At 66.5% G+C, this 24,787-nt stretch carries 24 protein-coding genes; 8 read left to right on the forward strand and 16 right to left on the reverse strand.

Translation table 11 applies throughout. The annotated features are described in order from the left end of the window. Window positions 1-101: 101 nt before the first annotated feature. Window positions 102-440, reverse strand: coding sequence for a L,D-transpeptidase (locus TC41_RS12405; RefSeq protein WP_014465416.1), 339 nt, complete (start codon window positions 438-440; stop codon window positions 102-104). Between the two features lie 60 nt (window positions 441-500). On the opposite strand from TC41_RS12405, the gene TC41_RS17090 reads away from it, so the two are divergent. The 3 genes from TC41_RS17090 (at window position 501) to TC41_RS12420 (ending at window position 3,620) form a co-directional block, all read left to right on the forward strand. After that, on the forward strand, window positions 501-629 hold the full coding sequence (locus tag TC41_RS17090; protein WP_014465417.1) for a hypothetical protein: 129 nt from the start codon (window positions 501-503) through the stop codon (window positions 627-629). A 266-nt stretch (window positions 630-895) separates the two neighbouring features. Further along, a complete protein-coding gene (locus TC41_RS12415) occupies window positions 896-2,371 on the forward strand; it encodes a potassium/proton antiporter (protein WP_014465418.1) in 1,476 nt (491 codons plus the stop codon). A 445-nt stretch (window positions 2,372-2,816) separates the two neighbouring features. Beyond that, window positions 2,817-3,620 carry a hypothetical protein gene (locus TC41_RS12420; RefSeq protein WP_237699942.1) on the forward strand — a complete coding sequence of 268 codons (804 nt, stop codon included), beginning with the start codon at window positions 2,817-2,819 and terminating at the stop codon, window positions 3,618-3,620. Between the two features lie 36 nt (window positions 3,621-3,656). Here the strand turns inward: TC41_RS12420 and TC41_RS16470 are convergent, their stop codons facing one another. From TC41_RS16470 to fabL, 4 genes are read right to left on the reverse strand one after another with little or no spacing between them, the layout of a single operon-like run. Then, on the reverse strand, window positions 3,657-3,815 hold the full coding sequence (locus TC41_RS16470) for an activator of Hsp90 ATPase 1 family protein (RefSeq protein ID WP_014465420.1): 159 nt from the start codon (window positions 3,813-3,815) through the stop codon (window positions 3,657-3,659). A gap of 7 nt (window positions 3,816-3,822) precedes the next feature. Beyond that, window positions 3,823-4,590 carry an SDR family NAD(P)-dependent oxidoreductase gene (locus tag TC41_RS12425; protein ID WP_041695438.1) on the reverse strand — a complete coding sequence of 256 codons (768 nt, stop codon included), beginning with the start codon at window positions 4,588-4,590 and terminating at the stop codon, window positions 3,823-3,825. Next, complete coding sequence (locus TC41_RS12430; RefSeq protein ID WP_041695439.1) at window positions 4,587-4,994, reverse strand: acyl-CoA thioesterase; 408 nt, start codon at window positions 4,992-4,994, stop codon at window positions 4,587-4,589. The genes TC41_RS12425 and TC41_RS12430 overlap by 4 nt, the downstream gene beginning before the upstream one ends. 15 nt (window positions 4,995-5,009) lie before the next feature. Then, the gene (gene fabL, locus TC41_RS12435; RefSeq protein ID WP_014465423.1) at window positions 5,010-5,786 is read right to left on the reverse strand and encodes an enoyl-[acyl-carrier-protein] reductase FabL; all 777 of its coding nucleotides are present in this window, start codon (window positions 5,784-5,786) and stop codon (window positions 5,010-5,012) included. Between the two features lie 190 nt (window positions 5,787-5,976). On the opposite strand from fabL, the gene TC41_RS12440 reads away from it, so the two are divergent. After that, window positions 5,977-7,236 (forward strand): beta-ketoacyl-[acyl-carrier-protein] synthase family protein, encoded by a 1,260-nt coding sequence (locus TC41_RS12440; protein WP_014465424.1) that lies wholly within the window; start codon window positions 5,977-5,979, stop codon window positions 7,234-7,236. Between the two features lie 209 nt (window positions 7,237-7,445). On the opposite strand, the gene TC41_RS12445 is transcribed toward TC41_RS12440, so the two are convergent. From TC41_RS12445 to TC41_RS12460, 4 genes are all read right to left on the reverse strand, one after another. Then, window positions 7,446-9,614 carry a hypothetical protein gene (locus tag TC41_RS12445; RefSeq protein WP_041695440.1) on the reverse strand — a complete coding sequence of 723 codons (2,169 nt, stop codon included), beginning with the start codon at window positions 9,612-9,614 and terminating at the stop codon, window positions 7,446-7,448. A 76-nt stretch (window positions 9,615-9,690) separates the two neighbouring features. Next, the gene (locus tag TC41_RS12450) at window positions 9,691-10,581 is read right to left on the reverse strand and encodes an aldo/keto reductase (RefSeq protein WP_014465426.1); all 891 of its coding nucleotides are present in this window, start codon (window positions 10,579-10,581) and stop codon (window positions 9,691-9,693) included. A 13-nt stretch (window positions 10,582-10,594) separates the two neighbouring features. Then, window positions 10,595-11,395, reverse strand: coding sequence for an HAD family hydrolase (locus TC41_RS12455; protein ID WP_014465427.1), 801 nt, complete (start codon window positions 11,393-11,395; stop codon window positions 10,595-10,597). A gap of 61 nt (window positions 11,396-11,456) precedes the next feature. Next, on the reverse strand, window positions 11,457-12,788 hold the full coding sequence (locus TC41_RS12460; protein WP_041695441.1) for a methyl-accepting chemotaxis protein: 1,332 nt from the start codon (window positions 12,786-12,788) through the stop codon (window positions 11,457-11,459). Window positions 12,789-12,929: 141 nt separating this feature from the next. Between TC41_RS12460 and TC41_RS12465 the strand changes: the two genes are divergently transcribed. The 3 genes from TC41_RS12465 (at window position 12,930) to TC41_RS12475 (ending at window position 14,675) form a co-directional block, all read left to right on the forward strand. Next, entirely contained in the window at window positions 12,930-13,361 is a 432-nt protein-coding gene (locus TC41_RS12465) for a PaaI family thioesterase (protein WP_014465429.1), read from the forward strand. Further along, on the forward strand, window positions 13,358-14,221 hold the full coding sequence (gene purU / locus TC41_RS12470; protein WP_014465430.1) for a formyltetrahydrofolate deformylase: 864 nt from the start codon (window positions 13,358-13,360) through the stop codon (window positions 14,219-14,221). Before TC41_RS12465 ends, purU begins: the two co-directional genes overlap by 4 nt. An 88-nt stretch (window positions 14,222-14,309) precedes the next feature. Beyond that, on the forward strand, window positions 14,310-14,675 hold the full coding sequence (locus tag TC41_RS12475) for a hypothetical protein (RefSeq protein ID WP_014465431.1): 366 nt from the start codon (window positions 14,310-14,312) through the stop codon (window positions 14,673-14,675). A 60-nt stretch (window positions 14,676-14,735) separates the two neighbouring features. Here TC41_RS12475 and TC41_RS12480 read toward each other — a convergent pair whose 3' ends face one another. Genes TC41_RS12480 through TC41_RS12495 form a run of 4 tightly spaced genes read right to left on the reverse strand, consistent with a single transcriptional unit; the run spans window position 14,736 to window position 19,365 of the window. Continuing rightward, window positions 14,736-15,515 carry a sirohydrochlorin chelatase gene (locus TC41_RS12480; RefSeq protein WP_014465432.1) on the reverse strand — a complete coding sequence of 260 codons (780 nt, stop codon included), beginning with the start codon at window positions 15,513-15,515 and terminating at the stop codon, window positions 14,736-14,738. Next, window positions 15,512-16,942: a uroporphyrinogen-III C-methyltransferase gene (gene cobA, locus TC41_RS12485; protein WP_041695916.1), complete on the reverse strand. Its 1,431-nt coding sequence runs from the start codon at window positions 16,940-16,942 to the stop codon at window positions 15,512-15,514. Before cobA ends, TC41_RS12480 begins: the two co-directional genes overlap by 4 nt. A gap of 23 nt (window positions 16,943-16,965) precedes the next feature. Continuing rightward, window positions 16,966-18,648, reverse strand: coding sequence for an NADPH-dependent assimilatory sulfite reductase hemoprotein subunit (locus TC41_RS12490; RefSeq protein ID WP_014465434.1), 1,683 nt, complete (start codon window positions 18,646-18,648; stop codon window positions 16,966-16,968). Between the two features lie 12 nt (window positions 18,649-18,660). Next, the gene (locus tag TC41_RS12495) at window positions 18,661-19,365 is read right to left on the reverse strand and encodes a phosphoadenylyl-sulfate reductase (protein WP_014465435.1); all 705 of its coding nucleotides are present in this window, start codon (window positions 19,363-19,365) and stop codon (window positions 18,661-18,663) included. Window positions 19,366-19,733: 368 nt separating this feature from the next. On the opposite strand from TC41_RS12495, the gene TC41_RS12500 reads away from it, so the two are divergent. Further along, window positions 19,734-20,288, forward strand: coding sequence for a precorrin-2 dehydrogenase/sirohydrochlorin ferrochelatase family protein (locus TC41_RS12500; RefSeq protein ID WP_014465436.1), 555 nt, complete (start codon window positions 19,734-19,736; stop codon window positions 20,286-20,288). Here the strand turns inward: TC41_RS12500 and TC41_RS12505 are convergent. From TC41_RS12505 to TC41_RS12515, 3 genes are read right to left on the reverse strand one after another with little or no spacing between them, the layout of a single operon-like run. Further along, the gene (locus TC41_RS12505) at window positions 20,239-21,474 is read right to left on the reverse strand and encodes a glycosyltransferase 87 family protein (RefSeq protein WP_148260208.1); all 1,236 of its coding nucleotides are present in this window, start codon (window positions 21,472-21,474) and stop codon (window positions 20,239-20,241) included. The two genes, TC41_RS12500 and TC41_RS12505, sit on opposite strands and share 50 nt — an antisense overlap. Beyond that, complete coding sequence (locus tag TC41_RS12510) at window positions 21,467-22,525, reverse strand: glycosyltransferase family 2 protein (protein WP_148260209.1); 1,059 nt, start codon at window positions 22,523-22,525, stop codon at window positions 21,467-21,469. The genes TC41_RS12505 and TC41_RS12510 overlap by 8 nt, the downstream gene beginning before the upstream one ends. Beyond that, complete coding sequence (locus tag TC41_RS12515) at window positions 22,497-24,686, reverse strand: ArnT family glycosyltransferase (RefSeq protein ID WP_041695442.1); 2,190 nt, start codon at window positions 24,684-24,686, stop codon at window positions 22,497-22,499. Before TC41_RS12515 ends, TC41_RS12510 begins: the two co-directional genes overlap by 29 nt. Between the last annotated feature and the right edge of the window lie 101 nt (window positions 24,687-24,787).

Here is a 24,787-nt window from a genome sequence, read left to right on the forward strand (position 1 = left end):
TCCTTCTGGTCCTCCACATTGGGGAAGCGTATTTTGCGAGTGGCAGCGGATCCGTGTCAGTCCGAGCCTTTGTACGCCATGGCAGCCCCACTACGCCGCCGCTACGGCCGTATCGTCACCGGCGTTCCTAACGGCACCGTGTGGGCGAGCCAGGTGACGTCCTCGTTGTACATGCGGATGCACCCGTGCGAGACGAGCTTGCCGATGCTCGACGGATTGTTCGTGCCGTGAATGCCGTAGTGCGGCTTGGACAGGCCCATCCAGTACGCGCCGAAGTGCCCGCCGGGATTCGGTTCCTTGTTGACAATGGTGTACTGCCCGATGGGCGTCCGGGTCACCATCTCGCCGATCCCGACTGGAAACGCGCGGATCACCTTCCCCGCTTCGAGCAGATATAAGCGCCTGTCGGAAAGATCGACGATGATTTCGTACTTCGCCACGGAGCGCGGACATTCACATACGGCCGAACGCCTACGTGAAAGTGGTGGCTCTCCGGCAACTTGCGCGAGCCCGTCATCCTCGTGGGCGCCGCACCGAACGGGTTGTTCTACCAGCAGACCGTCACCTTGAAGCCGGGCCACACCGTCGTGCTGCAAGCCGGATCGTATGCAAAGACATTCCGAAGCTGATGAAGTGAACGGGGGCCCCGGCGCCCGGCCTTGCCCCGCGCCGGAAGCAACAAGCCTTTCTTTACGAACTCAAATATATGTGTTAAACTAAGGATAATAGGAATAGGGATCCCATCCCTGTCTTCCCCTTGGTTCCTGCATCATCCCACCCGATTCAGACCCTGATTGCAAAACCATCTCCGACGTATTCATCGCACTGGATTCCGGTGACCGTCTGGCTCATCGCCTATCGCGCATGAACTTCGATTTCTCAAAAGGAGGCAAAAATGGAGACTTTCCTGCTCATTCTTTCACTCATTTTGCTTTCGGGCGTATGGTCCGCGCACCTCGGCAATCGGTTGGGCTTTCCGGTACTCATTGGCTTCGTGACCATCGGCATGTTGCTCGGCCCGGGCGGACTCCGGCTTGGTCCCCACGTCCCCATCTCCGTCGCCCAATCCATCGGCTATCTCGCGCTCATTCTCATTCTGTTCGAAGGCGGCCTGCACACCCCGCTCGACCGCATCCGCGGCGTTTGGAAACCGGCCCTGTCGCTCGCCACCGCGGGCGTGGTCATCAGCGGCGCCATCCTGACCGTCATGGCGCACGCGCTGCTTCACCTCCCTTGGTACGCGGCGGCGCTTCTCGGCGTCGCAGTGAGTTCGACGGATGCCGCCTCGGTCTTCTCCATCCTCGGCCGGCATCCGCTCCGCCGGCGTCTCGTCGACGTGCTCGAGGTCGAATCCGGCACGAACGATCCCATGGCATTCTTTCTGACCATCCTGCTCATTCAGTGGTCGGAACACGGCATCGGCAGACCGTGGGGTGCGCTCGGTTATGCGATCTCGACCTTCGTCCTGCAAATGGCGATGGGCCTCATTGCGGGGGCCGTGATCGGATACCTCGGCTCGCTGGCCAATCAGCGCATCAAGCTCGACACGGGCGGCCTGTACCCGACGCTCTCCCTCGCGTTTGCGCTGCTCAGCTACAGCGTCGCCGTCCTCCTGCACGGCAGTGGCTTTCTCGCCGTCTACACCGCGGCGGTGGTGATGGGCAATCGGCGGCTGGAGCACCGCCACAGCATCCTGCGGTTTCACGAGGGGCTGTCCTGGACCATGCACATCGTGATGTTTGTCGTGCTGGGCCTGCAAATTTCCCCCGCGCGGCTTGGGTCCATCCTCGTGCCGGGCGTTCTGCTCGCCGCAAGTGCCCTCTTTCTGGCGCGGCCCGTTGCCGTCTGGATGTCGACCATCGGCATGCGCTTCTCCGCGGCGGAGAAGGTGTTCATCTCGTGGGCCGGGCTGCGAGGCGCGGTGCCCATCGTACTCGTGATGACGGCCATGCTCTCGCCCGCCTACACGCCCGCGCCGATGCTGGATGCCGTGTTTTTCGTCGTCATTGCGTCGACAATTGTCCAGGGCCTTACCGTCCGGCCTCTCGCCGCGAAGCTCGATCTGCTGGAGCGCGCCCCATCGGGCGACCTGCTTGAACTGGTGCGCATCGCGCGCGAAAACGCCGTGATTACGCCGGTCGAGGTGGACGCTTCGTCCGATCTCGTCGGGCGAAAGATGGTCGAGATTGAGTTTCCGGAGAACACGCTGTGCTACGCCATCGTGCGGGGCGATCAGGTCATTGTGCCGCGCGGCGCGACCGAGCTTCAGGCAGGGGATCACCTGCTGATTCTGTCGGACCGGCGAAACATCGGGCGGCTTAGGAGGCTGTTCGGCGCGGAGCGAATGGGGCCGGCGGAGATGTTGCCGTAGTGGCGCGGGAAAGACGTGCTGCGGGGTAGACCGCGTATGTCTCGGCGTCCGTCAGGCACCCGTTGCCCTGGCCACGCGAAGGAGAAGCGTTTGCGAGGGCAGGGTTTGGTGGCCCGCGGGGACGGAGCCCGGTGGCTGCAGCCGACTTCCAGGCGACTTCCGGGATGCAGGGAGCACAACGGAACCTGGTAGCTGCAGGCGACTTCCAGGCGACTTCCGGCATGCAGAGGGCACAGAGGACGCAGAAGGGCGCGCCCAGGTGCGGACATCATGACCGGCTTTCACCGCATCGGTTCACATTCTCCTCGGCCTCATCGACGGACGGGTTGGGTGGGCGTACACTGGAGGCATCCTCCACGCGGATGGCGCGGCGCCTGACGGGCCGCGCAACACGGAGGAATCCGGCTCGCATTGTGGTTTCGACCAGGATCTCCTATCATGGGTGGTGGGATACGCTTCGATGCCCGGACAGGACAGCTTACTCAAGGCGCTTACGCGCACGTTGTCAGGCGGTGCGCTTGAAGCCCTCGGCGTGCGCGGCGTAGAGACGCTCGCGCCATTCACGACCGAACTCCCCGCCAGCACGCTGAGGATGGATCGGGCGTGGCGGATGGCAAACGGCGAAGTGTTTCACCTGGAATTCCAGGATCGCCGCGAGCGCACGCTTCACCGCTTTTTGGAATACGATGCCCTCCTTGCCAATCAGATCCAAGCCAGAATCCGCACGGTCGTCTTGTACCACGCGCATGTTGCCAGTGCGCCGCAGGAGTTGGACATCGGCACCGCCATCTATCGCGTGGAAAACGTGTTTTTCTCCGCGCTAGACGGCGATGACGCACTGGACGAAGTTGAAGCTCACCTTCGCGTGGGACGATGGGAACCCATCGTTCGCCTTCGGCTGGGTCTCGCGCTCTCGATGCGCGTCGAAGACCGCCATCAAGCCATGGCCCGCGTGCTCAACCTTCTCCCGCGCGCTCCGGACGACGAAGAGCGCGAACTCGCGGCGAGCGCCGTCCTCGCGTTTGGTGACAGGGCGTTGTCAGACGAAGACCGCAGAAAATTGCGGAAGGAGCTGAAGAACGTGTTCCGCATGGCAGAAGAACTGTATGAAGACGGTCGCAGAGAGGCTGCCGAAGACATTGCACACCGCCTGCTGGCCGAAGGCGTGCCCGTCGACGGAAAAAGCGACGGGCCTGCCTCGCGAAAGACTCGAGCAGATGCAGCGCGAGGTGCACTGACGCTCACATGAGCGATGGGCCGAGCACCGCACGCGGAAGGTCTTCCGTCAGCTTGCGCCTCCAGCCGCCCTCCATGATCTGGCGAATGACGGCGTGCTCCCCATGAACCACGCGCCGAGTCCGTCCGCCGTCGCGACGTACGGCCAGATCTTCTCCGCCGATGCGTCAATCACGACGTCCACGACGATATCCGGAAGTTGCGCCATGCCTTTCTCACCTCTTGAACGACAGCGCGCCATCGTCGACGCAAATGGCGTGTCCGTTGATGAATCGCGCCTCGTCCGACGCCAAAAAGGCCACCACGCGGGCAATCTCGTCCGGCTCCGCCATGCGCCGGCGCATGTGCGCCCGCTGAATCGTGTTCCACACGCGCTCGTCCTGCCGCCAGTTGTCGACGAGGCCCGTGTTCACCATCCCCGGCGCCACCGCGACAACGCGGATGTTGTAGCGGGCGAGATCGAGCGCCGCCGCCTTCGTCATGGCCACGACCGCCGCTTTGCTCGCGTGGTACGGGAGCTGGTTCCTGTCCGCGATGAACGCGTAAATGGACGCCGTGTTGATGATGACGCCGCCCGTGCCTGCCTGCCGCATGTGGCGCGCCGCCGCACGCATGCCATAAAAGACGCCGTGCTGGTTGATGGATACGACGCGGAAGTATTCCTCCGGCGGATCGTCGAGGAAGTTTCGCGCGCCGTCGCCAAACACGCCGGCGTTGTTGAACATGATGTCGAGGCGGGAGAATCGCGCCACCGCCGCATCGACGAGCGCGTTCACGCTCGCCTCGTCCGTGACGTCGACGAACATCCCTTCCGCCTCGCCGCCCGCCGCCCGGATCTCGTCCGCGACGCGCCGCGCGCCCGCCTCGTCGCGATCCGCCACCACAACGCGCACGCCGCGCTCGGCCAAACGGCGCGCCGTCGCGCTGCCGATGCCGCCCGCGCCGCCCGTCACGATGGCCACGCGGCCCTCCATGTCCCTCATGCCAGCGCCTCCTCCTGATACGCCCTGAGCCGCTCCCGCCAAAACGCGGGAATGGGCTCCGGCCGCCCGTTTTCGTCCACGTGCACGTACACCGTCTCCGCGCGGAAGATGGGTTCACCCTCGCGCGTCATCACAAATTCCAGCGTCACGCTCGTGTTTCCAATGCGTTTCGGCCGCACCCAGATGGACAGCTTGTCCCGCCAGCGCGCCGGTTTGAGAAAGGTCTGCGTGGACGTGGCGATGACGGTGGTCGGCACGTCGTCATAGAGCCTCAATTCACTCCGGAAAAACTCCTGATAGGCGAGATCGAGGTACATCAGATAATTGGCGTTGAACACGATGCGCTGAGCGTCCACCTCGGACCAGCGCACCTCGAGATCATAGTGATAGCGAAACCCTTCCATGTCGTTCACCTCGCGTCACGGCAGGACGAGCGTCACGCCGCCGTCCACGCGCACCGTCTGGCCCCGGATCATCTCCGCCTCGGGCGAACACAGAAAGAGCGCGAGATTCGCCACGTCGTCCGGCGTCACCATCCGGTGATACGGCATCTTCTCCTCGAGCTTCTTCAGCGTCTGATCCATGTCCGGGAAGTGACCCAGCGCATCCGTGAGGACCGCGCCGGCCGAGATGCAGTTCACGTTGATCCTGCGCGGCCCGAGCTCCACGGCGAAGTAGCGCACCATCGCCTCGAGCGCGGCCTTGCTCGTGCCGACCGACAAATAGTACGGAAACACGCGATCCGCCCCGAACGAGGAGATGGCGAGCATGGCGCCGCCCTCCGGCATGAGCTTCGCGGCCTGCTGCGCGCCGATGAGAAACGCCCGGGCGTTCACGTCGACGGTCCAGTCAAAGCCCTTCGTGTCCACCTCGAGCGCCGCGCGATTGCGGCCCGAAGCGGCGTTGTGGATGAAGACGTCCAGGCGGCCAAACACTTCACGCACCTCGTCAAACAGCGCGACAATCTTCTCCTCCTGCGCCATGTTGGCGCGCACAGCGATGGCCCGCCTGCCCATCTGCTCGATCTCGGCCACGACTTCGCGGGCGAGATCGCCATTCCGGAAGTAATTCACTACCACGTGGGCGCCCTCTTCGGCAAAACGAATGGCGAGCCGGCGGCCGATGCCGCGCGAGCTGCCCGTGACGAGCACGACCTTATCTTCAAAGCGCCGAGGCGCCCGCCCTGCATTCGCCAAGCTGGATCCTCCATTCCACGGGAAGCCAATTCTCGCTCCATCATACCAAACGCAGGGCGCCTTGTCCCAACCAAATGCGTCGCCTGGCGCCTGTGGACGTGGTATGATAGAGGCGGAACTAGCACCAAGTCATAAATTTGTGCGGGCGGTTCAGATTCACGTAGAGTCTGACAGCGAGAGGAGAACCTTCATGGCGGACAAGACGCGCATCGTCGTCACCGGAATGGGTGCCGTGACGCCATTCGGGGTCGGGGTTTCGACGTTTTGGGAGAACATCGTCGCCGGCAGATCGGCCGTGCGCGAAACGGAAGACGAACTCTTGCGCACCTGGGCGCCGGTGGTCGCGGCGGCCCGCGATTTCGATCCGGCGGCGTATCTGGATAAGAAGCAGATGCAAAACAGCGACCGATTCACGCAGATGGGGCTGGTGGCCGCGGCGGAGGCCATTCGGGACGCAGGGTTTGGCGACGGCGGCGCGTTTGGTCCGTATGAGCGGGATCGCATCGGGATTTCCATTGGGTGCGCGTTCGGGGGCGTGCAGACGCTGGAGGAAGGATCGAACCGGCTCGCGTCGGGGCGCTCGACGCGCGTGGGCCCGAGGCTTGTGCCGAAGTCCATTCCCAACGCGGCCGCAGCCGGGATCGCCATGCGCTACGGCATTCGCGGGCCGGTGATGACGTACTCGACCGCGTGCGCGTCGTCGGCCAACGCCATCGGCGAGGCGAGCTACTGGCTGAGGCTCGGTGAGATTGACATGGCGCTGGTGGGTGGCGCGGAGTGCCTGTTCAGCCCGGCCATCCTGGCGGGCCTGCGCGCGGCGGGAGCGCTGGCGACGGAGGGGCCGGCGGATTACAGCGCGTGGTCGCGGCCGTTTGACAAGCGGCGGACCGGCATGGTGATGGGCGAGGGCGCGGCGGTACTGGTGCTGGAGACGTTGGAGCGGGCCCTCGAGCGCGGCGCCACCATCTACGGCGAACTCGTGGGGTACGGCACGTCGAACGACGCGTACCACGAGACCTCGCCGGATCCGTCCGGCCACGGCGCGAAACTCGCCATGGCGCGGGCGCTGAAGAGCGCGGGTCTCGCCCCGGAGGACATCGACTACGTGAACGCGCACGCGACGGCGACGCCCGCGGGGGACGTGGCGGAGTCCACGGCACTTCGCGACATGTTTGGCCCGCACATCGACGAGATCCCGGTGAGCTCCATCAAGGGCGCGGTGGGCCACATGCTCGGCACCGCCGGGGCGATTGAGTCCATCGCCTGCGTGAAGGCGCTCGAGACGGGATGGCTGCCGCCCACCTTGAACTGCGACGACAAGGAGGAGATTGCGCCGCGCGACGTGGTGCCGAATCGGAGCCGCAGGGCGGACATCCGCACGGCGCTCAGCTCCTCGTTTGGCTTCGGCGGCCAAAACGGCGTGCTCATCTGGAAAAAGGCCGAGATCTGAGCCGCGTCATCCAATCGGCAATCGAAAAGCCGGGCGGAAGAACTCCGTCCGGCTTTTTTCGCGCGACTCCATCCGCCCCGCCCCGCCGCGGCGCTCCTGTCGATCCGGCCGTCAGGCCACCGGCGCAAATCGCGGTGCGGCTCGGGCGAAGGTGCGCGCGCGTTGCCGCATGCTGGCCCCGGATGAGCACGCGCCGAAGTGGCTCAATCCTACGGCGCGTACGCCCACGTCCAGCCGCCGTCCCGCGTCACGAGCAGGCCGGCATCCGTGAGGAGCGCGCCGAAGTCGCCTCCCGCGAGCGTCAGGCTCATCACCTCGCCGGGGAGCTTGGACTGAAACCCGGGTGCGAGGTGACGCGTACTCCACGTGGCGCCGCCATCCGTGGTCACGAAAAGCGTGAGCCCCTGGGACGGGTCCATGGTTGCGGACGAGGCGCACACCACCATCCCGCGCGATCCCGCCCACGCCATCGCGAGCGCGTCGTACCCCTCGGGAAGCGAGACCGTGCGCTCTGCGTTCCCGCTGACCGGCGACGCCGTGAGCACAGGCTGAAGCACCGGCCCGGTGTCCTTGCCATTCGACTTGCTGCCCGGGCGGATCAGCTTGTTGTCGAGCCACCAGACCGTTCCCCCGTCGAAGGCGGGCGCCAAGGCGAGATCGTCATTGGGCACCGAGCGGACGGTCGACCAGTGCACGCCGTCCCGCGACTGCAGCACCAGATCCTTCGGCATGGCCGCAATGGCGAGCACGTAGCCGTCCGCCGTCACGGACAAAGCCGCGTCGGATGGGCCGAAGGGCGTCAGGCTCTGCACCACGTTGCTGGGCAAATCCGCTGCGCCGAGTTCCGTCCAATGCTGACCGCCGTCCCGGCTCACCCACAGGCGCAGCGGGCCGTTGTCATCCGAGGCGCCCACCGTGGCCACGGCGAGGAGCTTGCCGGGGCCCGCCGCGACCGCGATGGGCATCTGATGAGGCATGCGGGTCAGGACGCGCCACGAGGCGCCGCCGTCCACGCTCTCCTCCACCGTGCCCTGAAACAGATCGCCATCGATGCCCACGAGCGCCGGCCGTCCGTCGGAACCCAGTGCGGGATCCGCGACCACCTGCACGTCGGGCGGCGCCGTCGGCGCGACCCTATGCCATGTGTCGAGCCCCGGTCCACTCGCGTAGAGTCCTGTCGGCTCGGACGAGGACGGCGCTGCGTACCAGGCTCCCGACGGGCTGCGGGCGAGCGAGACGCTGTACCAGTACGGGACCGTTGCGAGGGTCGACGCCTGCCCGGTCCGGAGGTCAAACGACGTCACGCCGCCGGGAAACGGCGCCGCGCCCGGGCACAGGCCGATGTACGCGACGTCCCCGTCGAGGACCGGCACCGACTGCGCGACGCGCCCCTGATACGCCTGCGGCATGGCCTCGCGCCACGATGCCCACCCGTTGGTGGTCCAAAGAACCCGCGTCTCCCAACTGCCGAGATCCTTGACCACCCACACGCCGACGCCGCTTGCGGTCATAGCGAGATTTTCCTGCCACGGCACGACGCTCGGCCCCGTCAACACGGTGTGAAACGTGCGCCCCCCGTCCTCGCTCTCGGCCATCACGACCGGCGCGGGGTGATTGCCCGCGCGAAACACCTGCGGTGAAACCTCGCTCAGCCAGACCCGCGTCGGCGAGAGGAAGGCGGCATCGAGCACCGCGTCCTGGAGCGGCACCCGAGCCCAGGTGGCTCCGCCGTCCGCCGATCGCAGCAGTTCCCCGCTCACCGCAGCATAGCCGGTCGCCCCAAATAGCGCGAGAACGGGCATCTCCGCGGACATCTCATGGCCTGTGGATACCGTGATCTGCCAAACGGAGCGCCACGACGCACCCGCGTCGCGCGTCAGCCAGATGCGGTACGTGGCTGGCCCCTCTGCCATGGTGGGACTCACCGTTTTGCGCGCGACGGTGATGACGGCCCCGTCCGACGGGCTCGAAAACGAGATGGCCGCGACCTGACCGGGGATCTCGCTCACCACATGCCAAGGCTTGCCGGCGACACTCTTGATGATGGCGCTCGAAGACTGTCCAACGAGCGCCGCAAACGCAGTGGCGCCGGCGAAGCTCGGCGGGACGACCTGCGTGACGCGAGCCGGTCCCCAGCCTGGATGGCCTAGGATCTCAAACGATCCGCGGCTCGCGAGCGCGCGCTCGGTGCTCGAACGGTTCGTATCTGCCGTGACTTCGGCTCCCTTGGCAGGCGTCCCGTTCGCGTTCGCCCCGGCCGCTGAAGAGCCTGGCAAAGAGCCCGGCGCCTTCTCGCCCGAGACGCCTTGCGCGCCACAGCCCACGGCGAGCATTCCGCAGACGACGCACACGGCACCCAACCACATCCAACGGCGCATTCCATCCGCCTCCCTCTGCGCTTCGCACATTCATTGGACGGAATGCGCCGCCATCCTGTGACACCGGCGGAAGATCTCAGGTCTGACCCACCCAGTCAGGCCGCGCGACGCGCCGCCACGCCTCGCGGATGGCGTCAAACTCCTCCTTCGGCAGCGGCCCCTCGTCGACGTAGCGCGCGTTCTCCTGCCACCTTCCCGGATTCTGCGTCCCGACAATGGCCGTGGTCACGCCCGGCACGGAGAGCGTGAAGCGGAGCGCCACGCCCACCGCCTCGCTAAGCGGCCGCTCGGTGAACGGGAACTTCAGTTCCCTGAGCCTGCGCCAATACTCGACGTAATAATCCACGTCCGGCTTCTCGTGATATCGCCACGCCACGTTTGCCACCGGCCGCTTGGCGATGACCCCCATCCCGCGCGCGGCGGCAAGCGGAATGACCTCCTCGATGGCGCTTTGGTCCACCACGTTGACCGAGGTCTGCAGGCTGTCGAACACGCCGAACTCCACGGCGTACTTCGCCGCCTCGTTGTCACCGCTGTAGCCGAGGAAGCGGATCTTGCCCGCCTCCTTCGCCTTTTGCAGCTCCTCGATGACGCTGCCCTCCTTCAGCACCTCGATGGAGCAACTGTGGAGCTGCATCAGATCCACGTAGTCCGTGCGCAATCGCTTGAGACTCCGGTCGATGCTCGCGCGAATGGTCTCCGGCGCCCAGTCCGGGGTCTCGAGTCCCGAACGGTGGCCGCATTTCGTGAACAGAAAGTACTCGCCGCGGCGATGCCCCACCGCCCGGCCGATGAGTTCCTCGCTGTCCCCGTAACACTCGCCCGTGTCGATTACATTCAGCCCCGCGTCGAGCGCGCTCGCGAGCAGGCGCTCCACCGTCGCCACGTCCGACCCGCGAATCTCCGATCCGCCAAATCCCAGCGCGCTCACGCGCATGCCCGTGCGTCCAAACTCGCGATATTCCATCTTCCTCTCCTCCTCACGCCTCGGCTTCCTCGGCTCGCCTGAGGCAGGTCACGAGCACGTCCCCCAATTCCCCCGGGTGCGTCAGCCGAAGGGTCACGTCCGGCCGCTCTCGGCCGATGTACCGGTCAATGTAGATGGTCAGCATCCCCAGGCGGATGGCCGGCCGCATCTCGTTCCGGTAGTGATCTCCTATGGAGACCGCCCGCTCGGGCGCCACGCCGTACTTCGCGAGCCACTTGCGGAAGTGCTCCTCCGTCCGGTACGGTTTTACCGCCCGAAACACGAAGTCTTCGATCACGTCCTCCAAATTCAGCTTGCGCAGAATCGCGCGGCTGTCCGGCTCGGGGCTGTTGGTGGCGAGCACCACGTGGCCGCCGCGCGCCCGGATCTCCTCCATGGCCTCGCGCAACCCTCCGAGCGGCTGCATGGGAAACGGGCCCGCCATGAAGTCGCGCGTGCGCAAAAACGCCTCGTCCCGCTCGCGCGGGCCAATTCCATGCCGAATCGCCACCACCTGCAGGAGTCCCCAGGGATCATCCACGTGCAGGTACGCCCGATCCGGCCTGTCCTCCTCGGCCACCTCCACGCGCTCGCCCGTCTCGCGCGAGAACGCGTGTCCGTAAAACGCCTGCCCCTCGTGAAGAAGCGCCCGGTGGGCGTCCTCGAGGAACGCCTCGCGCCTCGATTCCGGCAAAAACGACGCCAATTCGCGCGCGTACGCCTCAAAGTGCTCGGTCTCCGCGTAGACGGTGCCGTCGAGATCGAAGATGAACAGCTTGGCACGCCCGATGCGGACGTAAGGGTCCTGATGCACTCGTCTCACTCCCGCAGAATCGAATGGTCTCTGTCCTCATGTTTCACATTTTCTCTCCTGGTCACGCTTCCAGGCGAAAGCTCGCCACCATGCGCTGCAGCGACTCGGCCATCTGCGCGAGCGCGGCGGCCGACGCCGTCATCTCCTGCATGGACGCGAGCTGCTCCTCCGTCGTCGCCGCCACCGTCTCCATGCCCGCGCTCGTCTGGGCCGACACCTGTGCAATCTCGTCCACACCCTCGCGCAACTGCGCGGACGCCCGGCCCAGGCGGTTGACGAACGTCAACACGCCCTTGAGCTCCTCATCCACGCGCTCCACCGCCTGGCGGATGCGCGCGAACGACGCGTCCACGGCTTCAAACGACGCCTTGCCCGCCTCCATCTGCTCGCGCGACGAGGCCATGCGCTCCGCCGCGTTCTCCATGTCGGCCTGAATCGCATCCACCAGCGACGCAATCTGCTTCGACGAGTCGGCCGACTGCTCCGCCAGCTTCCGGATTTCCGACGCCACCACCGAAAAACCGCGCCCCGCCTCGCCCGCGCGCGCCGCCTCGATGGCCGCGTTCAGCGCCAAGAGGTGGGTCTGCTTCGCGATGCGGGTGATGACCTCCACAATCGCGCCGACTTCCTGCGATCTCGACGCGAAGCTCCGGACGGCCTGCGCAAGATGCTCAAAGGCCCCTTCGACGGAGGCCATCTGCGCAAGCGCCTGCGCCACGTGCTCTCCACCGTCCCGCGCGGCCTCTCGCGCCTGAGCCGTCGCCTCGCTCGCGCCGCGGAACCGGGCCGACATGTCCTCCATCCCGCGGGCCAAGAGCTGGAACACGTCGGTCGAGCTAGCGATGCGCGCGTCCTGCCGCTGCACCCCGGCCGACACGTCCTGGATGGTGAGCGCAATCTGTTCTGCCGCCTTGCCCGTCTCCTCCGCGCTCGCCGCGAGTTCCTGGCTTGCCGCGGCGAGATCGCCCGACGTGCGCGCGAGCTCGCGGATGACCTCTTGCATGGCGGCGGTGGCGGCGTTCAGCTCCCGGGCGAGAAGCCCCATCTCATCCTGGGTCTCGACGGCGACGCGCGCCGCGAGATTTCCCGCCGCCACGTCCTGCACCGCGCGCACCAGCCGGCCGAGCGGCCGGATGACGAGGATCTGGATGGCCACGAGCAAAAGCGCAGCCGACACAATCACGCTGACCGCGCTATTGACGTAGATCCCGTAATGACTGTCGGGCACCGCGCGGCGAATCGCGGCGTTGATGGCGTCCGAGAGGGGGATGCTCACCACGAGGCTGACGATCACGACGACAATCATCTTCACGCGCAGGCTGACGCGCACCGCCCTTTCATTCGCGGAACCGATCCCAGTCCCTGAACGCAACGCTTCGGATGTCTTCTCCAACGCGCCTTCACTCCCTATCGCGCATCCCTTCTCAAACTACGACGCCAAGTGCGCCATCTCCTGCCTTTGGTTGCCCACGCACCGGCGCGGCTGTCATAATAGAACAAGTGGTCTGACAGAGACAGACGCGGGAGGTGCGCCATGGGGTTCGACTACTGTTTCGCGTGCGGAAAAGACAACCCGCACGGCCTCCACATGCACTTTGAGCGGGACGGAGACGGCGTGGTGTGCCATTTCCAGACACAGGAACATCATATCGGCTGGCCGAATGTCCAGCACGGCGGGATCACGTGCACGCTGCTCGACGAGGCGTCCGCCTACGTGCCGTTTTTCATGGGGCTGGTGACCGTCACGGCCGAGCTAAACATCTCGTTCAAGAAGCCCGTCCACGTCGGCGAGCGACTCCGCGTGTGGGCCCGGCCGACCAAAGTTTCGTCGCGGCTTCTTGTGGTGGAAGCGGCCGTGGAGGGCGAAGATGGCGAGCTGAAGGCGTCGTCGACGGCCAAGATGATGGTCCTCAGCGCGGAGAAGCAGAAACAACTCGGCATGGAGGGGTTGGAGGCAAAAAGATGACATCCCGGGAGAATCGCGGTCGCCTGCTCATCTCGTGTCCGGACAGAATTGGCATTGTCGGCGCCATCGGCCAGTTTCTCGCCTCATGCGGCGCGAACATCGCCGAATCGGCGCAACACTCCACAGCGCCCTGGGGCGGAGACTTCTTCATGCGCGTGGAATTCGAACTCGAAGACCTGCCCAACCGCGAGGAGGCGCTCTGCCGCGACTTCGCGAAGTTGGCCGAGGAATACCAGATGCGCTGGCGGTATCACCCCGCCAGGAAGAAAAAGCGCATGGCCATCTTCGTCTCACGCGAGCTGCATTGCCTGCAGGAGCTTTTGTGGGAATGGCAGGACGGCCTGCTCGACGCGGATCTCAAGATGGTCATCTCGAATCACGAAGACGCGAGGCCGCTCGTGGAAAGCCTCGGCATTCCCTACTACCACATCCCGGTCACGCCGGAGAACAAGCCCGAGGCCGAGGCCCAAGCGCTAGCGCTCATGGAGGGCCAGATTGACGTCATTGTTCTCGCGCGGTACATGCAAATTCTGAGCCCGTCGTTTCTTGAGCACTACCCGCAGCGCATCATCAACATCCATCACTCGTTTTTGCCGGCATTCATCGGGCGAAATCCGTATCAGCGTGCGTATCAGCGCGGGGTGAAGCTCATTGGCGCGACGGCCCACTACGTCACCGAGGAGCTCGACGAAGGGCCCATCATCGAGCAGGACGTGATGCGGGTGGACCACCGCTTCACCGCCCTCGACTTGCGTATCGCCGGGCGTCAGGTGGAGCGGGCCGTGTTGAGCCGCGCCGTGAAGTGGCACCTGGAGGACAAAGTCATCGTGCACGGGAACAAGACCATCGTGTTTGCGTGACTGGGTGGCCCGGCGCGTGGCATAGGCGGCTGTCGCTTCGGCGTCCGCCAGCGCGGCATACGCTGAAGCGAAAGGAGGCTGTTTCGCCATGCCACATCCGTTATATCCCATTGCGAAGCAATACGTCGGGCGACCCGTCATCGTACACCACGTGAACGGCCGCCGATATCACGGTATCCTGCACAGCGTCCGCGATCACGGCATCTATCTTCTCAACGTCCGCCCCATTGCCCACGCGGCGGGTCAGGAGGACGAGCGGATCTCTACGCTCGGTGAGGCGGCGGGCGGCGACATCGAGACGGTGTACGCGCCGGTCGGCTACTTTGCCTTCGGCGCCCTGACCGGCCTCACGCTCGGCACGGCGCTCGGCGCGACGGTGGCCCGCCCGTACCCGTACTACGGCTACGGTTATGGATATGGGTACGGTTACGGTTACCCTGGCTACTGGTGGTAAGCCCATGGGGCTGTCCCCAAGCCCATCCGTTTGAAGGGGGCAGGGGCTAGCCCCCCTTTTTCACGGTTCTGCGCTGTTGCCGGCTCCGAGCCCGTGCGCCGCTTGGCGCGCTCGCTCGGCCACGAGCGACACCAGCCGCGGATCTCGCCCGAGCGGCTCCGCCACCCGAAACGAGATACGCCTCTCGTCCCGCCATCGGTTCACCCGCTCCGGAAGTCCCTCGGTGAGCAGCCCCGGAAACCAAAGATACGGCACCACGGCGATGTGCTCGCAACCCATGCGCCACAATTCCTCGAGGGCCGCTTCCAGCGAGCGCCCCGTGCCAGCCAGGTAGCCGTGGACCAGCGGCCGACCGATCCGGCCTGCCACGTTCACCGCCACGCCCGCAAACGCGCGCTGCGCGTCCGCGTCGCGATTGCCGCGCCCCACCAGGACGACGCCAGCCCCCTCCGGCATGCGCGCGACGAGCGCCTGGGCGCGCTCCACCGCCACGTCGATGAACGCCGGTTCGTCGCCGAACGGCTGGCTCCAGGTGAGATCAAGCCGCCCCACCTGCGCCTCCGCGCGCGCCACGGCCTGCGGCAGGTCCCGGCGCATGTGCCCCGCCGAGAAGAGGAGGAGCGGCACCATGTGCACGCGCCGCACGCCCGCCGCGGCCAGCCGAACGAGCGCCTCCGCCACATCCGGCCGGGCGATCTCGACAAACGCGCGCGCCACGTCTTCATCGCCAAGCCCCGCGCGCTCGGCGACATCGTCGACAAACCGGTGCCACATGTGCATCCCGCCTTGAAGCCTCGTCCCGTGGCCAATGAACAGAACCTTGCCCGCTCCGCCCATCATGCGCCGCACACCGCCTCGGCGGCCGCGAGCCCAAACGCGTCGGCGCGGCGCAGCGGCTCGCCGCCCATTCCCACGTCGTCGGCGAGCGAGCGCAACAGGGCGGGATCGCCGAGCGCCCACAGGTTGGCCGGGCCTTCGGCGAGCCATTCGGCGACGATGTCGCGCCAGTCCCGCGCGAACGGCTGCCAGCGTGGGGGCACGGCCGGCGCGAGCCGCGGGCCCAGGAGATGAAGCGGCCGCACCTCAGCGCCGCTCGCCCTGCAGGCCGCCTCCACGTCCGCGTCGCGGCCCGAGCCGGGCACCTCGGCGAACCACACCTCCACGGGCGTCCGCGCCATCTCGCCGAGCGAGCGGGCGTCCGGCGCAAGGCCGCGATCGCGCAGGGCCTGCGCGACGTAGCCGTCGACAGCGGCGAGCTTGAGGTTCGAGAGCCGGCGCAGATCCAATCCGGCGCGCTGAACGGCGCAGAGCCACGTCTCAACGCCGAGCGCCGTGCGGAAGGCGAAGCCCACCGGCTTGCCGGGCGCCGACATGGACACCGCAGCCTCGACGTCCGCTAAGCGCACGCGTTGCGCGCGATCCCACGTGTGCGCGAGCACTTCCGCCCCCTCGGCCTCGAGCTGCGCCGCGTGCGCGAGCGCCTCGCGCATGGACGACGCGAAGAGGAGATGGCGTTCGCCGAAGCGCGGCATGGCCTCGAACCACGAGCCAAGCGACGCGTCCGCCGCCACGTCGCCGATGACGATCACGGCGGGCGATCCGATGCCCCGCCGCTCGGCCTCCGCAGCCAGTGTGGCGAGCGTCGCGCGCAGGGACCGCTGCTTCGCGCGCGAGCCCCACGCCACGATGGCGGCCGGTGTGTCGGGCGAGATGCCCCGGGCCTGCAGTTCCTCCGCGATGCGCGGCAGTTCGCCGACGCCCATCAGCAGGACGAGCGTCTCGGCCCCCGCGAGGGCGTCGAGGTGCGCCCGGAAGCCGTCGCCCGCATGCCCCGTCGCCACGGCGAACGAGCGGCTCACGCCGCGCAACGTCACCGGAATGCCCGCAAACGCGGGCACGGCCACGGCCGACGTGACGCCTGGCACCAATTCGAACGGCACGCCCGCCTCGCGCAGCGCGGCCGCTTCCTCCGCGCCGCGGCCAAAGACGAGCGGGTCGCCCCCCTTCAGGCGGACGACGAGGCCGTGATGGCGCGCCAAATCGACGAGCATCGCCTCAATCTCCCGCTGCGCGAGCGCGTGCCAGCCTGGCGCCTTGCCAGCGTACAACAGCGCGGCGTCCGGTTTGGTGTGCATGAGCAGGCGCGGCGAGACCAACCTGTCAAAGACCACCACATCCGCCTGTTCGACGAGCGCTCGGGCGCGCTCGGTCAGAAGCCCCGGATGGCCGGGGCCGGCGCCGACGAGCGCCACACGGCCGTATGCCATGTCGCCCTCCTCCTTCACATTCGTCACGAGACCGGGACGGCTTCCTTCAGCCGCTCCAGCCCGACGCGATGGCAGAAATCCCCGAACCGCTCGCCGGGCAGCCGCTCGTCGCGGTACAGCTCGAGCACCGGGCGGAGCGTCGGGACGAGATCGTCAAACGGCACCATCTCGCGAAAGCGCGCGTTCAGGCGCGTGCCGGCGACGTTGGCGCCGAGGAAGATGTCGTACTTGCCGATGACGCGGCCCACAAAGCCAATCTCCGCGATGTACGGCCGTGCGCACCCGTTGGCGCAGCCCGTCATGCGGACGGTGATGGGCTCCTCCGCGAGGCCGAGTTCCGCAAGCAGCGCCTCGAGCCGCTCGACGACCTTCGGAAACACGCGCTCGGATTCCGCGATGGCGAGCCCGCACGTCGGCATGGCCGGGCAGGCCATGGACCGCAGTTTGACGGGTGAGTACGCGTCCGGCAGGCGGATGCCCTGCGCTGCGAGATCCGCCTGGAGGGCGTCGGCCGCCTCGTGGGCGAGGTTGGCCAGAATCAGGTTTTGCTGCGTCGTCAGGCGCACGGTCGGGCGGTACTTCGCCACGGCGGCCGCGAGCGCCGACTTGAGCGGAAAACCTGGCTTATCGGCGATCCGGCCGTTTTCCACGTACAGCCCGAGGTGCACCTTGTCGCCGTCCTCGATGCGGCCGAGGTGATCGTCCGACGAGTGCCAGACGAGTTCGCGCGGCGGCGCGAGCCTTTTCCCCACACGGCGCTCGGTCTCCTCGCGGAACCAGTCCACGCCGCGCGACTCGACGAGGTACTTCATGCGGGCGAACTTGCGGTTCTCGCGGTTGCCGTGATCGCGCTGGATGGTGATGATGGCCTTGACCACGTCCACGAGCTCATCCGGCGTGACGAAGGCAAAGGGCTTCGCGAGCGCCGGGTGCGTCTCTTTGTCGCTCGCGGTGCGCCCCATGCCGCCGCCGATGAGGAGCGTGTACCCGGCCACGCTCTCGCCGTCCCGGTGGGCCACGATGCCGATGTCGTTCGAGTACACGTCCGAGCAGTTGTCGCCCTCGTAGGCGAAGCCAATCTTGAACTTGCGCGGCAAGTACGTTTCGCCGTACAGCGTCTCCCGGGCGCGGTCGACTTCCGGATCCACCCGCTCGCCGTCGAGCCAGATCTCGTGGTACGCATTCGTCTTGGCGCTCGTCTCGTCCACGAGCCGGAGCAGATCCCGGCGGACCGCTTCCTCGAACGGGCCCTGGTGCGGATGCGCACAGCCGACGGTGTTGCGGACCTGATCGCCACAGCCGCCGAGCGTCGTGATGAGCGCCTCGTTAATACGGCGAATCGTGGACTTCAGGTTTCGCTTCAGCACGCCGTGGAGCTGAAAGGTCTGGCGCGTCGTGATGCGCATGGTGCCGTTGCCGTACTCGTCGGCCAGGCGGTCGAACACGAGGTATTGCTCCGCGCTCAGGACGCCGCCCGGGATGCGGGCGCGGATCATCATGATGTAGTGACGTTCCTTGCCCTGCTTCGTCAGTTCCCGGCGCAGGTCGCGATCGTCCTGCTGGTACGTGCCGTGGAACTTGAGCACCTGCACGGCCTCTTCGGTGAAGTGGGAGGCGTCGTTCTGGAGCTCCTCCTGAAGCGACCCGCGCAGGAAGCGGCTATCCTTCTTGATGATCTCGACCTTCGACAGCTTCTCCTCAGACACGCTCGCACCCCCTCACTGATCGGCGTGAAGGCCGCACTCGGTCTTGTCGAAGCCGGCCCAGCGGCCGCTCCGCGGGTCTTCGCCCGGCTTCACGGGACGCGTGCAGTGCAGGCATCCGATGGACGGATAGTTGCGATCGTGCAAGGGGTTGTAGGGGACGCCGCGTTCCACGATGTAGTTCCAGACGTCCTTCTCCGTCCAGCGCACGAGCGGATTGACCTTGACGATGTTGAATTTCGCGTCCCACTCGAACACCTTGGCGTTGCGGCGCGTCGGCGCCTGTTCGCGCCGGATGCCGGTAATCCAGCCGTCGTAGCCAGCGAGAAAATCCGCGAGGGGCTCCACCTTGCGGATCTTGCAGCACAGGTTTGGGTCGCGGCTCCAGAGCGCGTCGCCGTATTGGGCCGCCTGCTCCTCGAGCGTCAGCTTCGGCAGCACCTGGTGCAGGTTCGGAATGCCGTACTTGGCGACGGCCTGCTCAATCAACTCGTACGTCTCGGGAAACAGCACGTTGGTGTCGAGATAGAATACATCGGCCTGTGGGTCGATGGACATCAGCATGTCGAGGATCACCATGTCCTCGGCGCCGAATGAGCAGGCAAAGGTGATGTTCGGCACTCTGCGCAGCGCTTCGCGCAGGATGTCCTCCGGTCGCGCCTCTTCGTACGTCGCGGCCAACTCCTCAATCCACGCCGCCTCTTCCAGGGTCACAGCCACGGACGTTCACCCCAAATTCCAATTGGTTTATGCGATATTCTGCCGTATCTCCACGTTAATCTCGTTTGACCATAATGTCAATCGGATTTTGGGGTGATTGGGGCGGAGCACGGCCGGGTCCCTGACGCGCCGTTTGTGCGAGGATGCAGGGAGCGAGGCAGGGTACCGCCAGAACCGAGTCTCGGGCGGTGGAGCAGAGGTGGAGCGGCGCGCAGCGCCATGCGTTTTCGGTTTGGTGAAACCAGGAGCGTGACCTATGATGGAGGGAGAAATGTGCAGAGAGCGCGCTGAATCCGCCGTGAGGGCCGTAGGTCCGTCGATGCCAGGCCCGTCGACGTCGGGCGGCGCGCCTGAAGGGAGCATGCGGTGTGTCCAAGTCGGCCGAACGTCCGCACCGAGGCGAAGCCACGCCTGCGAATCGGGTTCCCGTCTGGCTGAAGCCTCGCGGCATGGCGTGCGCCGTGATCGGCGGCGGGCGCGTGGGCGCGAGGCGCGCCAGGCGGCTGGCGGAGGCTGGCGCGAAGGTCACCCTGGTGAGCCCGGCGCTTGGACCGGAGGCCGCCCTTCTCGTCGAGCGAGGCCTGGTGACGTGGATGAGCCGGGCCTACCGGTATGGCGACCTCGCCGGCTTTGCCCTCGCCGTGGCCGCGACGGACGATCCAGCAGTGAACGCCGCGGTGCGCGAGGAGGCGCGTGCGCGCGGCATCTGGTGCAATCGGGCGGACGACGCTTCCGATAGCGATGTCGACTTCGCCAGCGTCATCCAGGTCGGCGAGGTTTCCGTGTCCATCGCAACCGGCGGAGCCCACCCCGGCCTCGCGAAACGCCTTCGCGAAGCGCTGGCACAAGATCTCGCGACAGGCGGAAATGCGTTCATTCGGCTGCTTCGGCGACAGGCCGACGGGCCCGGCGACGAGGCATGACCTCCCGAGCCATGACCACGCCCATCGCCCCGTACGCGGCGAGATTCAGGTAAACCATCCACGCGTCCTGCTGCGCGTTCACCGCGCCAAAACACACGACCCACAGGTTCCAGAACGCGCTGAACGCTAGCGCCGTGGCCACGGCGCGCCACCGCCTGTCGAGCGCGGCGAGCCATGAGACGAGGGTCACCGCGAGCACCACGTACCGCTCGTGCATCTCGGTCGCCAGCATGAAAAACGAGAAGCCGACGAACGCGGCGGCGCTCGTTGCCCGGATGGGAAGGGCCCGGCGGGATCGGGCGAGATACGCGAGGGCGGCCAGACAGGCAGCGGCGAGGAGCGAGAGTCCCACCTCCTTGTAGGTGAGCCCAAGGAGGGCGGGCGCGCGATCCGACGCATACGGCGACGCGTCGAAGAAATCAAACCAGATGTTCATCGCGTTCATGCTGAGGTACGGGTACTCGCCGGTGGTGGCGATGTACGCAGAGCGAATCATGGGCCAAAGCCCTCCGCCACAAAGCGGCAGGGCGACAAGCGCGAGAGACATCAGCGCCCCACACGCGAGTTGGCCCAGGCGGCGCAGGCGCGGCGGCTGCGCCCACGCGGCGGCGAGCAGCACCGGAAGCACCACGATGGTCTCGAATTTCGCCGCAAGACCCAGCCCGAACGCCACGCCCGCCACAAGCGGCCGCTTGCTCACCAGCCAAACCGCGGCGAGCGCGAGCGTCGCGTCGATGACGTCCACCTGCCCCCACACCGCGGTGTCGAAGATGAGGACCGGGTTCAGGCAGTACGCGGCGATGGCCCACCGGCGCTTCTCCGCTCGCATTCCCCGCGACAGCGCCCACATCGCCGGCATGAGCGCCGCGTAGATGGCGATGCCAGGCAGCTTGGCCCAGAACGTACCCGGGCGAAGACCCAGATGCAGCGCCGACGCAAGGCGCGCGTAGGCGTCGAGCACGTACAAGTAGAGCGGCGGATAGTCGATCCCGCCCGCCTCATACGCGCGCGACAGGCCCCCCGTGCGCACGGCCTCCGTCCAGCGGAGAAAGATGGCCTGATCCGCCACGTAGCCGCGGGTGGTGGCGGCAAGCGCCAGCTGAATCGCGACCGACGCCGTGCAGCACGCGAGACACCACGCCCAGCCAGGGAGCTTGTGCAACATGCGTAGAGACGCCTCACTCACGCGGCGAAGCCTCCCTCCGCACGCCCACGGCGCGATCGACAATGTAGAGAGGTCGGCCGCGCACCTCGTCGAGGACGTTGCCCACGTAGAGCCCGAGAAGCCCGACCGAGACCAGCACGGCGCCCGTGCAGACCACCACGCCGGAAAGCACAAGCGCCATCACGTCCATCATCTTCCCGCTCACGGCAAAGAGCGCCGCGAACGCCGCGAAGGCGGCGAGGCCTAACAGGCCGGCGACCGCCCCCGCGTAGAGCGGCCACCCGAGCGGGCGCGTGGAAAACGACGTCACCGCGTCCAACGCCAGTCGCACCATCCTGCGAAGCGGATACTTGGATTCGCCGGCGAAGCGGGGCTGGCGGACGTACTCCACCTCGGCCTGGCGGAAGCCCATCCAGGCCACCAGCCCGCGCACGAACCTGCGGTGCTCGGGCAGCGCCCGGAGCACGTCGCACACCTTCCGGTCCATCAGCCGAAAGTCGCCCACGTCCACCGGAATCTCCACGTCCGTCAGGCGGTTCAGCACGCGGTAAAAGGCGGCCGCCGTCGCGCGTTTGAACCACGTCTCTCCAAAGCGAATGGCTCGGCGCGCCAACACAACTTCGTACCCCTCGCGCCACTTGGCGACGAGCTCGGGGATGAGGTCCGGCGGGTCCTGCAGATCCGCGTCGATCACGACCACGGCGTCGCCCATGGCCGCGTCGATCCCGGCCGTGATCGCCAGTTGGTGGCCGAAGTTGCGCGCGAAGTGAATGACGCGCACGCGCGGATCCCCTTCTGCCAATCGGTCGAGGAGCGCCGGCGAGGCGTCGGTACTGCCATCGTCCACATAGAGGACCTCCCACGACAGCGGGAGGCCGTCGAGCACCGCCGTCAGCCGCTCGTGCGTCGTGAGGATCACGTCCTCCTCGTTGAACACCGGGACGACCACGGAGAGGAGTTGACCTTGTGAGCCCCGGACCTGAGGCAGGTCCACGTCGCGCGGACAGACCGAGCTGACCGTGTGCGCCTGCCTGAGAGGCCACTCACGCCTGGGCGTCGCCTGTGTAGACATACAGTTCAAGCCCCCCTATGCCGCCGAATCCGCCGAAGCTGGAGCGATTGGCTGACGAGCTCGACGACACACCGCCCCACGCGCTCGCCGGCACGAGTTTGCAGTGCTTCTCAATCCAGGCGACGAGCTGGCTGTTGCCTCGCCCGCCGAATCCGCCCCCGCCGAGGAGGAAGTACTTCACTTTGCCTTCCTCGCACAGCTGCTGGAGCTTTGCGACGGTCATCGCCGCGTCGGACCCCGAGAAACCGCCCATGGCCATCACCGGCAGGCCCGTCGCGATGATGATGGGCTCGGCGGGCTGGGCGTTTAGCGTCGCCACGAGGAACGAACCCTTGGACGGCCGGTAGTGCGCCACCAGGTAGCGAATGAGCTTGTCATACTGCGCGACGTTGTCGTTCTCGCTCGTCCGGCCCGCAAATCCCATGCCACCGCCCGCCGATCCGGCCGGACCCGCCGCGGGCATCGAGCCGTTCACGCCGTAGAGCGCAGGTGTGAGCGACCAGTATCCCGGCACAGCGAGGAGGGAGAGGAGCCCGATGACAGCGCCCGCGCGCCGCCAGCGCAAAGACAGCCGCGGCAGGAACAAAAGCGCCGCCGAGAGAGCCGCCAGCGCGACGGTCACCGCGATGAGCGCGACGCGCACCGTCGGATAGCTGCGGACCATCAGACACTCGTAGACGAGATCGAGCAAAACCGCGCCGAGCAAGTACCCCTTCCAGCGGCCACCTGCCCGGAAGTCGCGCCACATCGTCGTGAGCCCCGCCCCGACCAGCGCGGCGATGGCAGGCGCCAGCGTGATGAGGTAGTACTGGTGAAAGAACCCAGCCACGCTGAAGAACGCGCCGACGGGAACGAGCCACGCGGCCCAGAAAATCGTCGCCCGTTCGCGATCCGTCAGCTCGCGGCGCCGCTTCCAGCGCACGTTGCGAAGCAGTGGAACAAGGCCGAGGCAGGCGATGGGCAAAAGCCAGCCAATCTGCGGCCCGAGTTCCGCCTGGAAGAGGCGCAGGACGCCGCGCGTGCCGGTGTCGAACATGCCACCGCCACCAAAGCCACCGCGATTGAAGCCACCGCCGAAGCCGTCTCCAAAACGATGGCCGAAGCCGTCAATCCCGAACACTCGGCCAAACTCGCCGTTGCCAAACGGGAACGGCGCCTGACTGCCCTGGCCGCCTGGGAATCCGGCGCCCGATCCGCCGAACGCCCGGCCTGTCCCGCTTTGCCCCTCGCCTTGACTCTCGGCCGAACCCGAACCCGGGAAGGCACCGCCTGGAAATCCCCCCGCTCCCTGCGTGAAGCGACGCCCAAATTCGCCCGCGCTGGGGAAACGTCCGAACTCCATCCTGAAGCTCCCCCCACCAACGCCCATGTTGCCCGTAAGCCGGTTCACGCCGTTGTATCCGAAAATGAGTGTGAATTCGTTATTGTCGGTGGTGCTGCCGACGTAGGGGCGCTCGTTCGCGGGCGTCAGTTGCACGGCGGTCGCCCAACTGAAGGAAATCGCGCCGAGGAGCGCGGTCATGACGCCGAGATAGGCCAGCTTCTTACGCCACGGAAGTTTGCTCGCGACGAAGTAGCCCACGTAGATGGCGGGCAGGATGAGATACGCCTCCATCATTTTCGTGTTGAACGCGAGCCCCTCCATGATGGCGACGCCTATCAAGGGGCGGAGGCGATGGGTCTCAATGGCACGGAACAAGAACCAAGTGGCGATGAGCATGAGAAACACGAGCACACCGTCCACCTGGTTGGTGCGGCTCACCGCCACAGCAATGGGCGTGAGCGCCATCGCGGCCGACGCGATGAGTCCTGCGGCCTTGCCGAAGTGACGCTTGACCAGCGTGAACATCAATAGGACGGAACCCACGTCGGCCAGCGCCTGGGGCAGGATGAGAGCCCAGCCGTGAAAGCCGAACACGTACGCGAATGCAGCCTGAATCCAGAAGTCCAGAGGAGGCTTGTCGATGGTGATGAAGCCGCCGGGATCGAACGAGGCGAAGAAGAAGTTGTGCCAACTCTCCAGCATGCTGCGCACGGCCGCAGCGTAGTACTCGTTCGCGTAGCCCTCCTTGTTGAGCGCGTACAGATTGAGGAACAGGGCCACGGTCGCGATAAGTGCGAGCACGCTCCTGTCCCAGGTCCATCGGCGTTTGGTCTCCAATGCCACTCCACTCCCCATCTGTGCTCGTGTCGTTGCGTGGACATCATGCGCGAACAACCTGAATCGCGTTTGAGCGCAAGCTGAAAGGATCCTGAGGGCGA

The organism is Alicyclobacillus acidocaldarius subsp. acidocaldarius Tc-4-1, from assembly GCF_000219875.1.
Taxonomy (GTDB): Bacteria; Bacillota; Bacilli; order Alicyclobacillales; family Alicyclobacillaceae; genus Alicyclobacillus; species Alicyclobacillus acidocaldarius_A.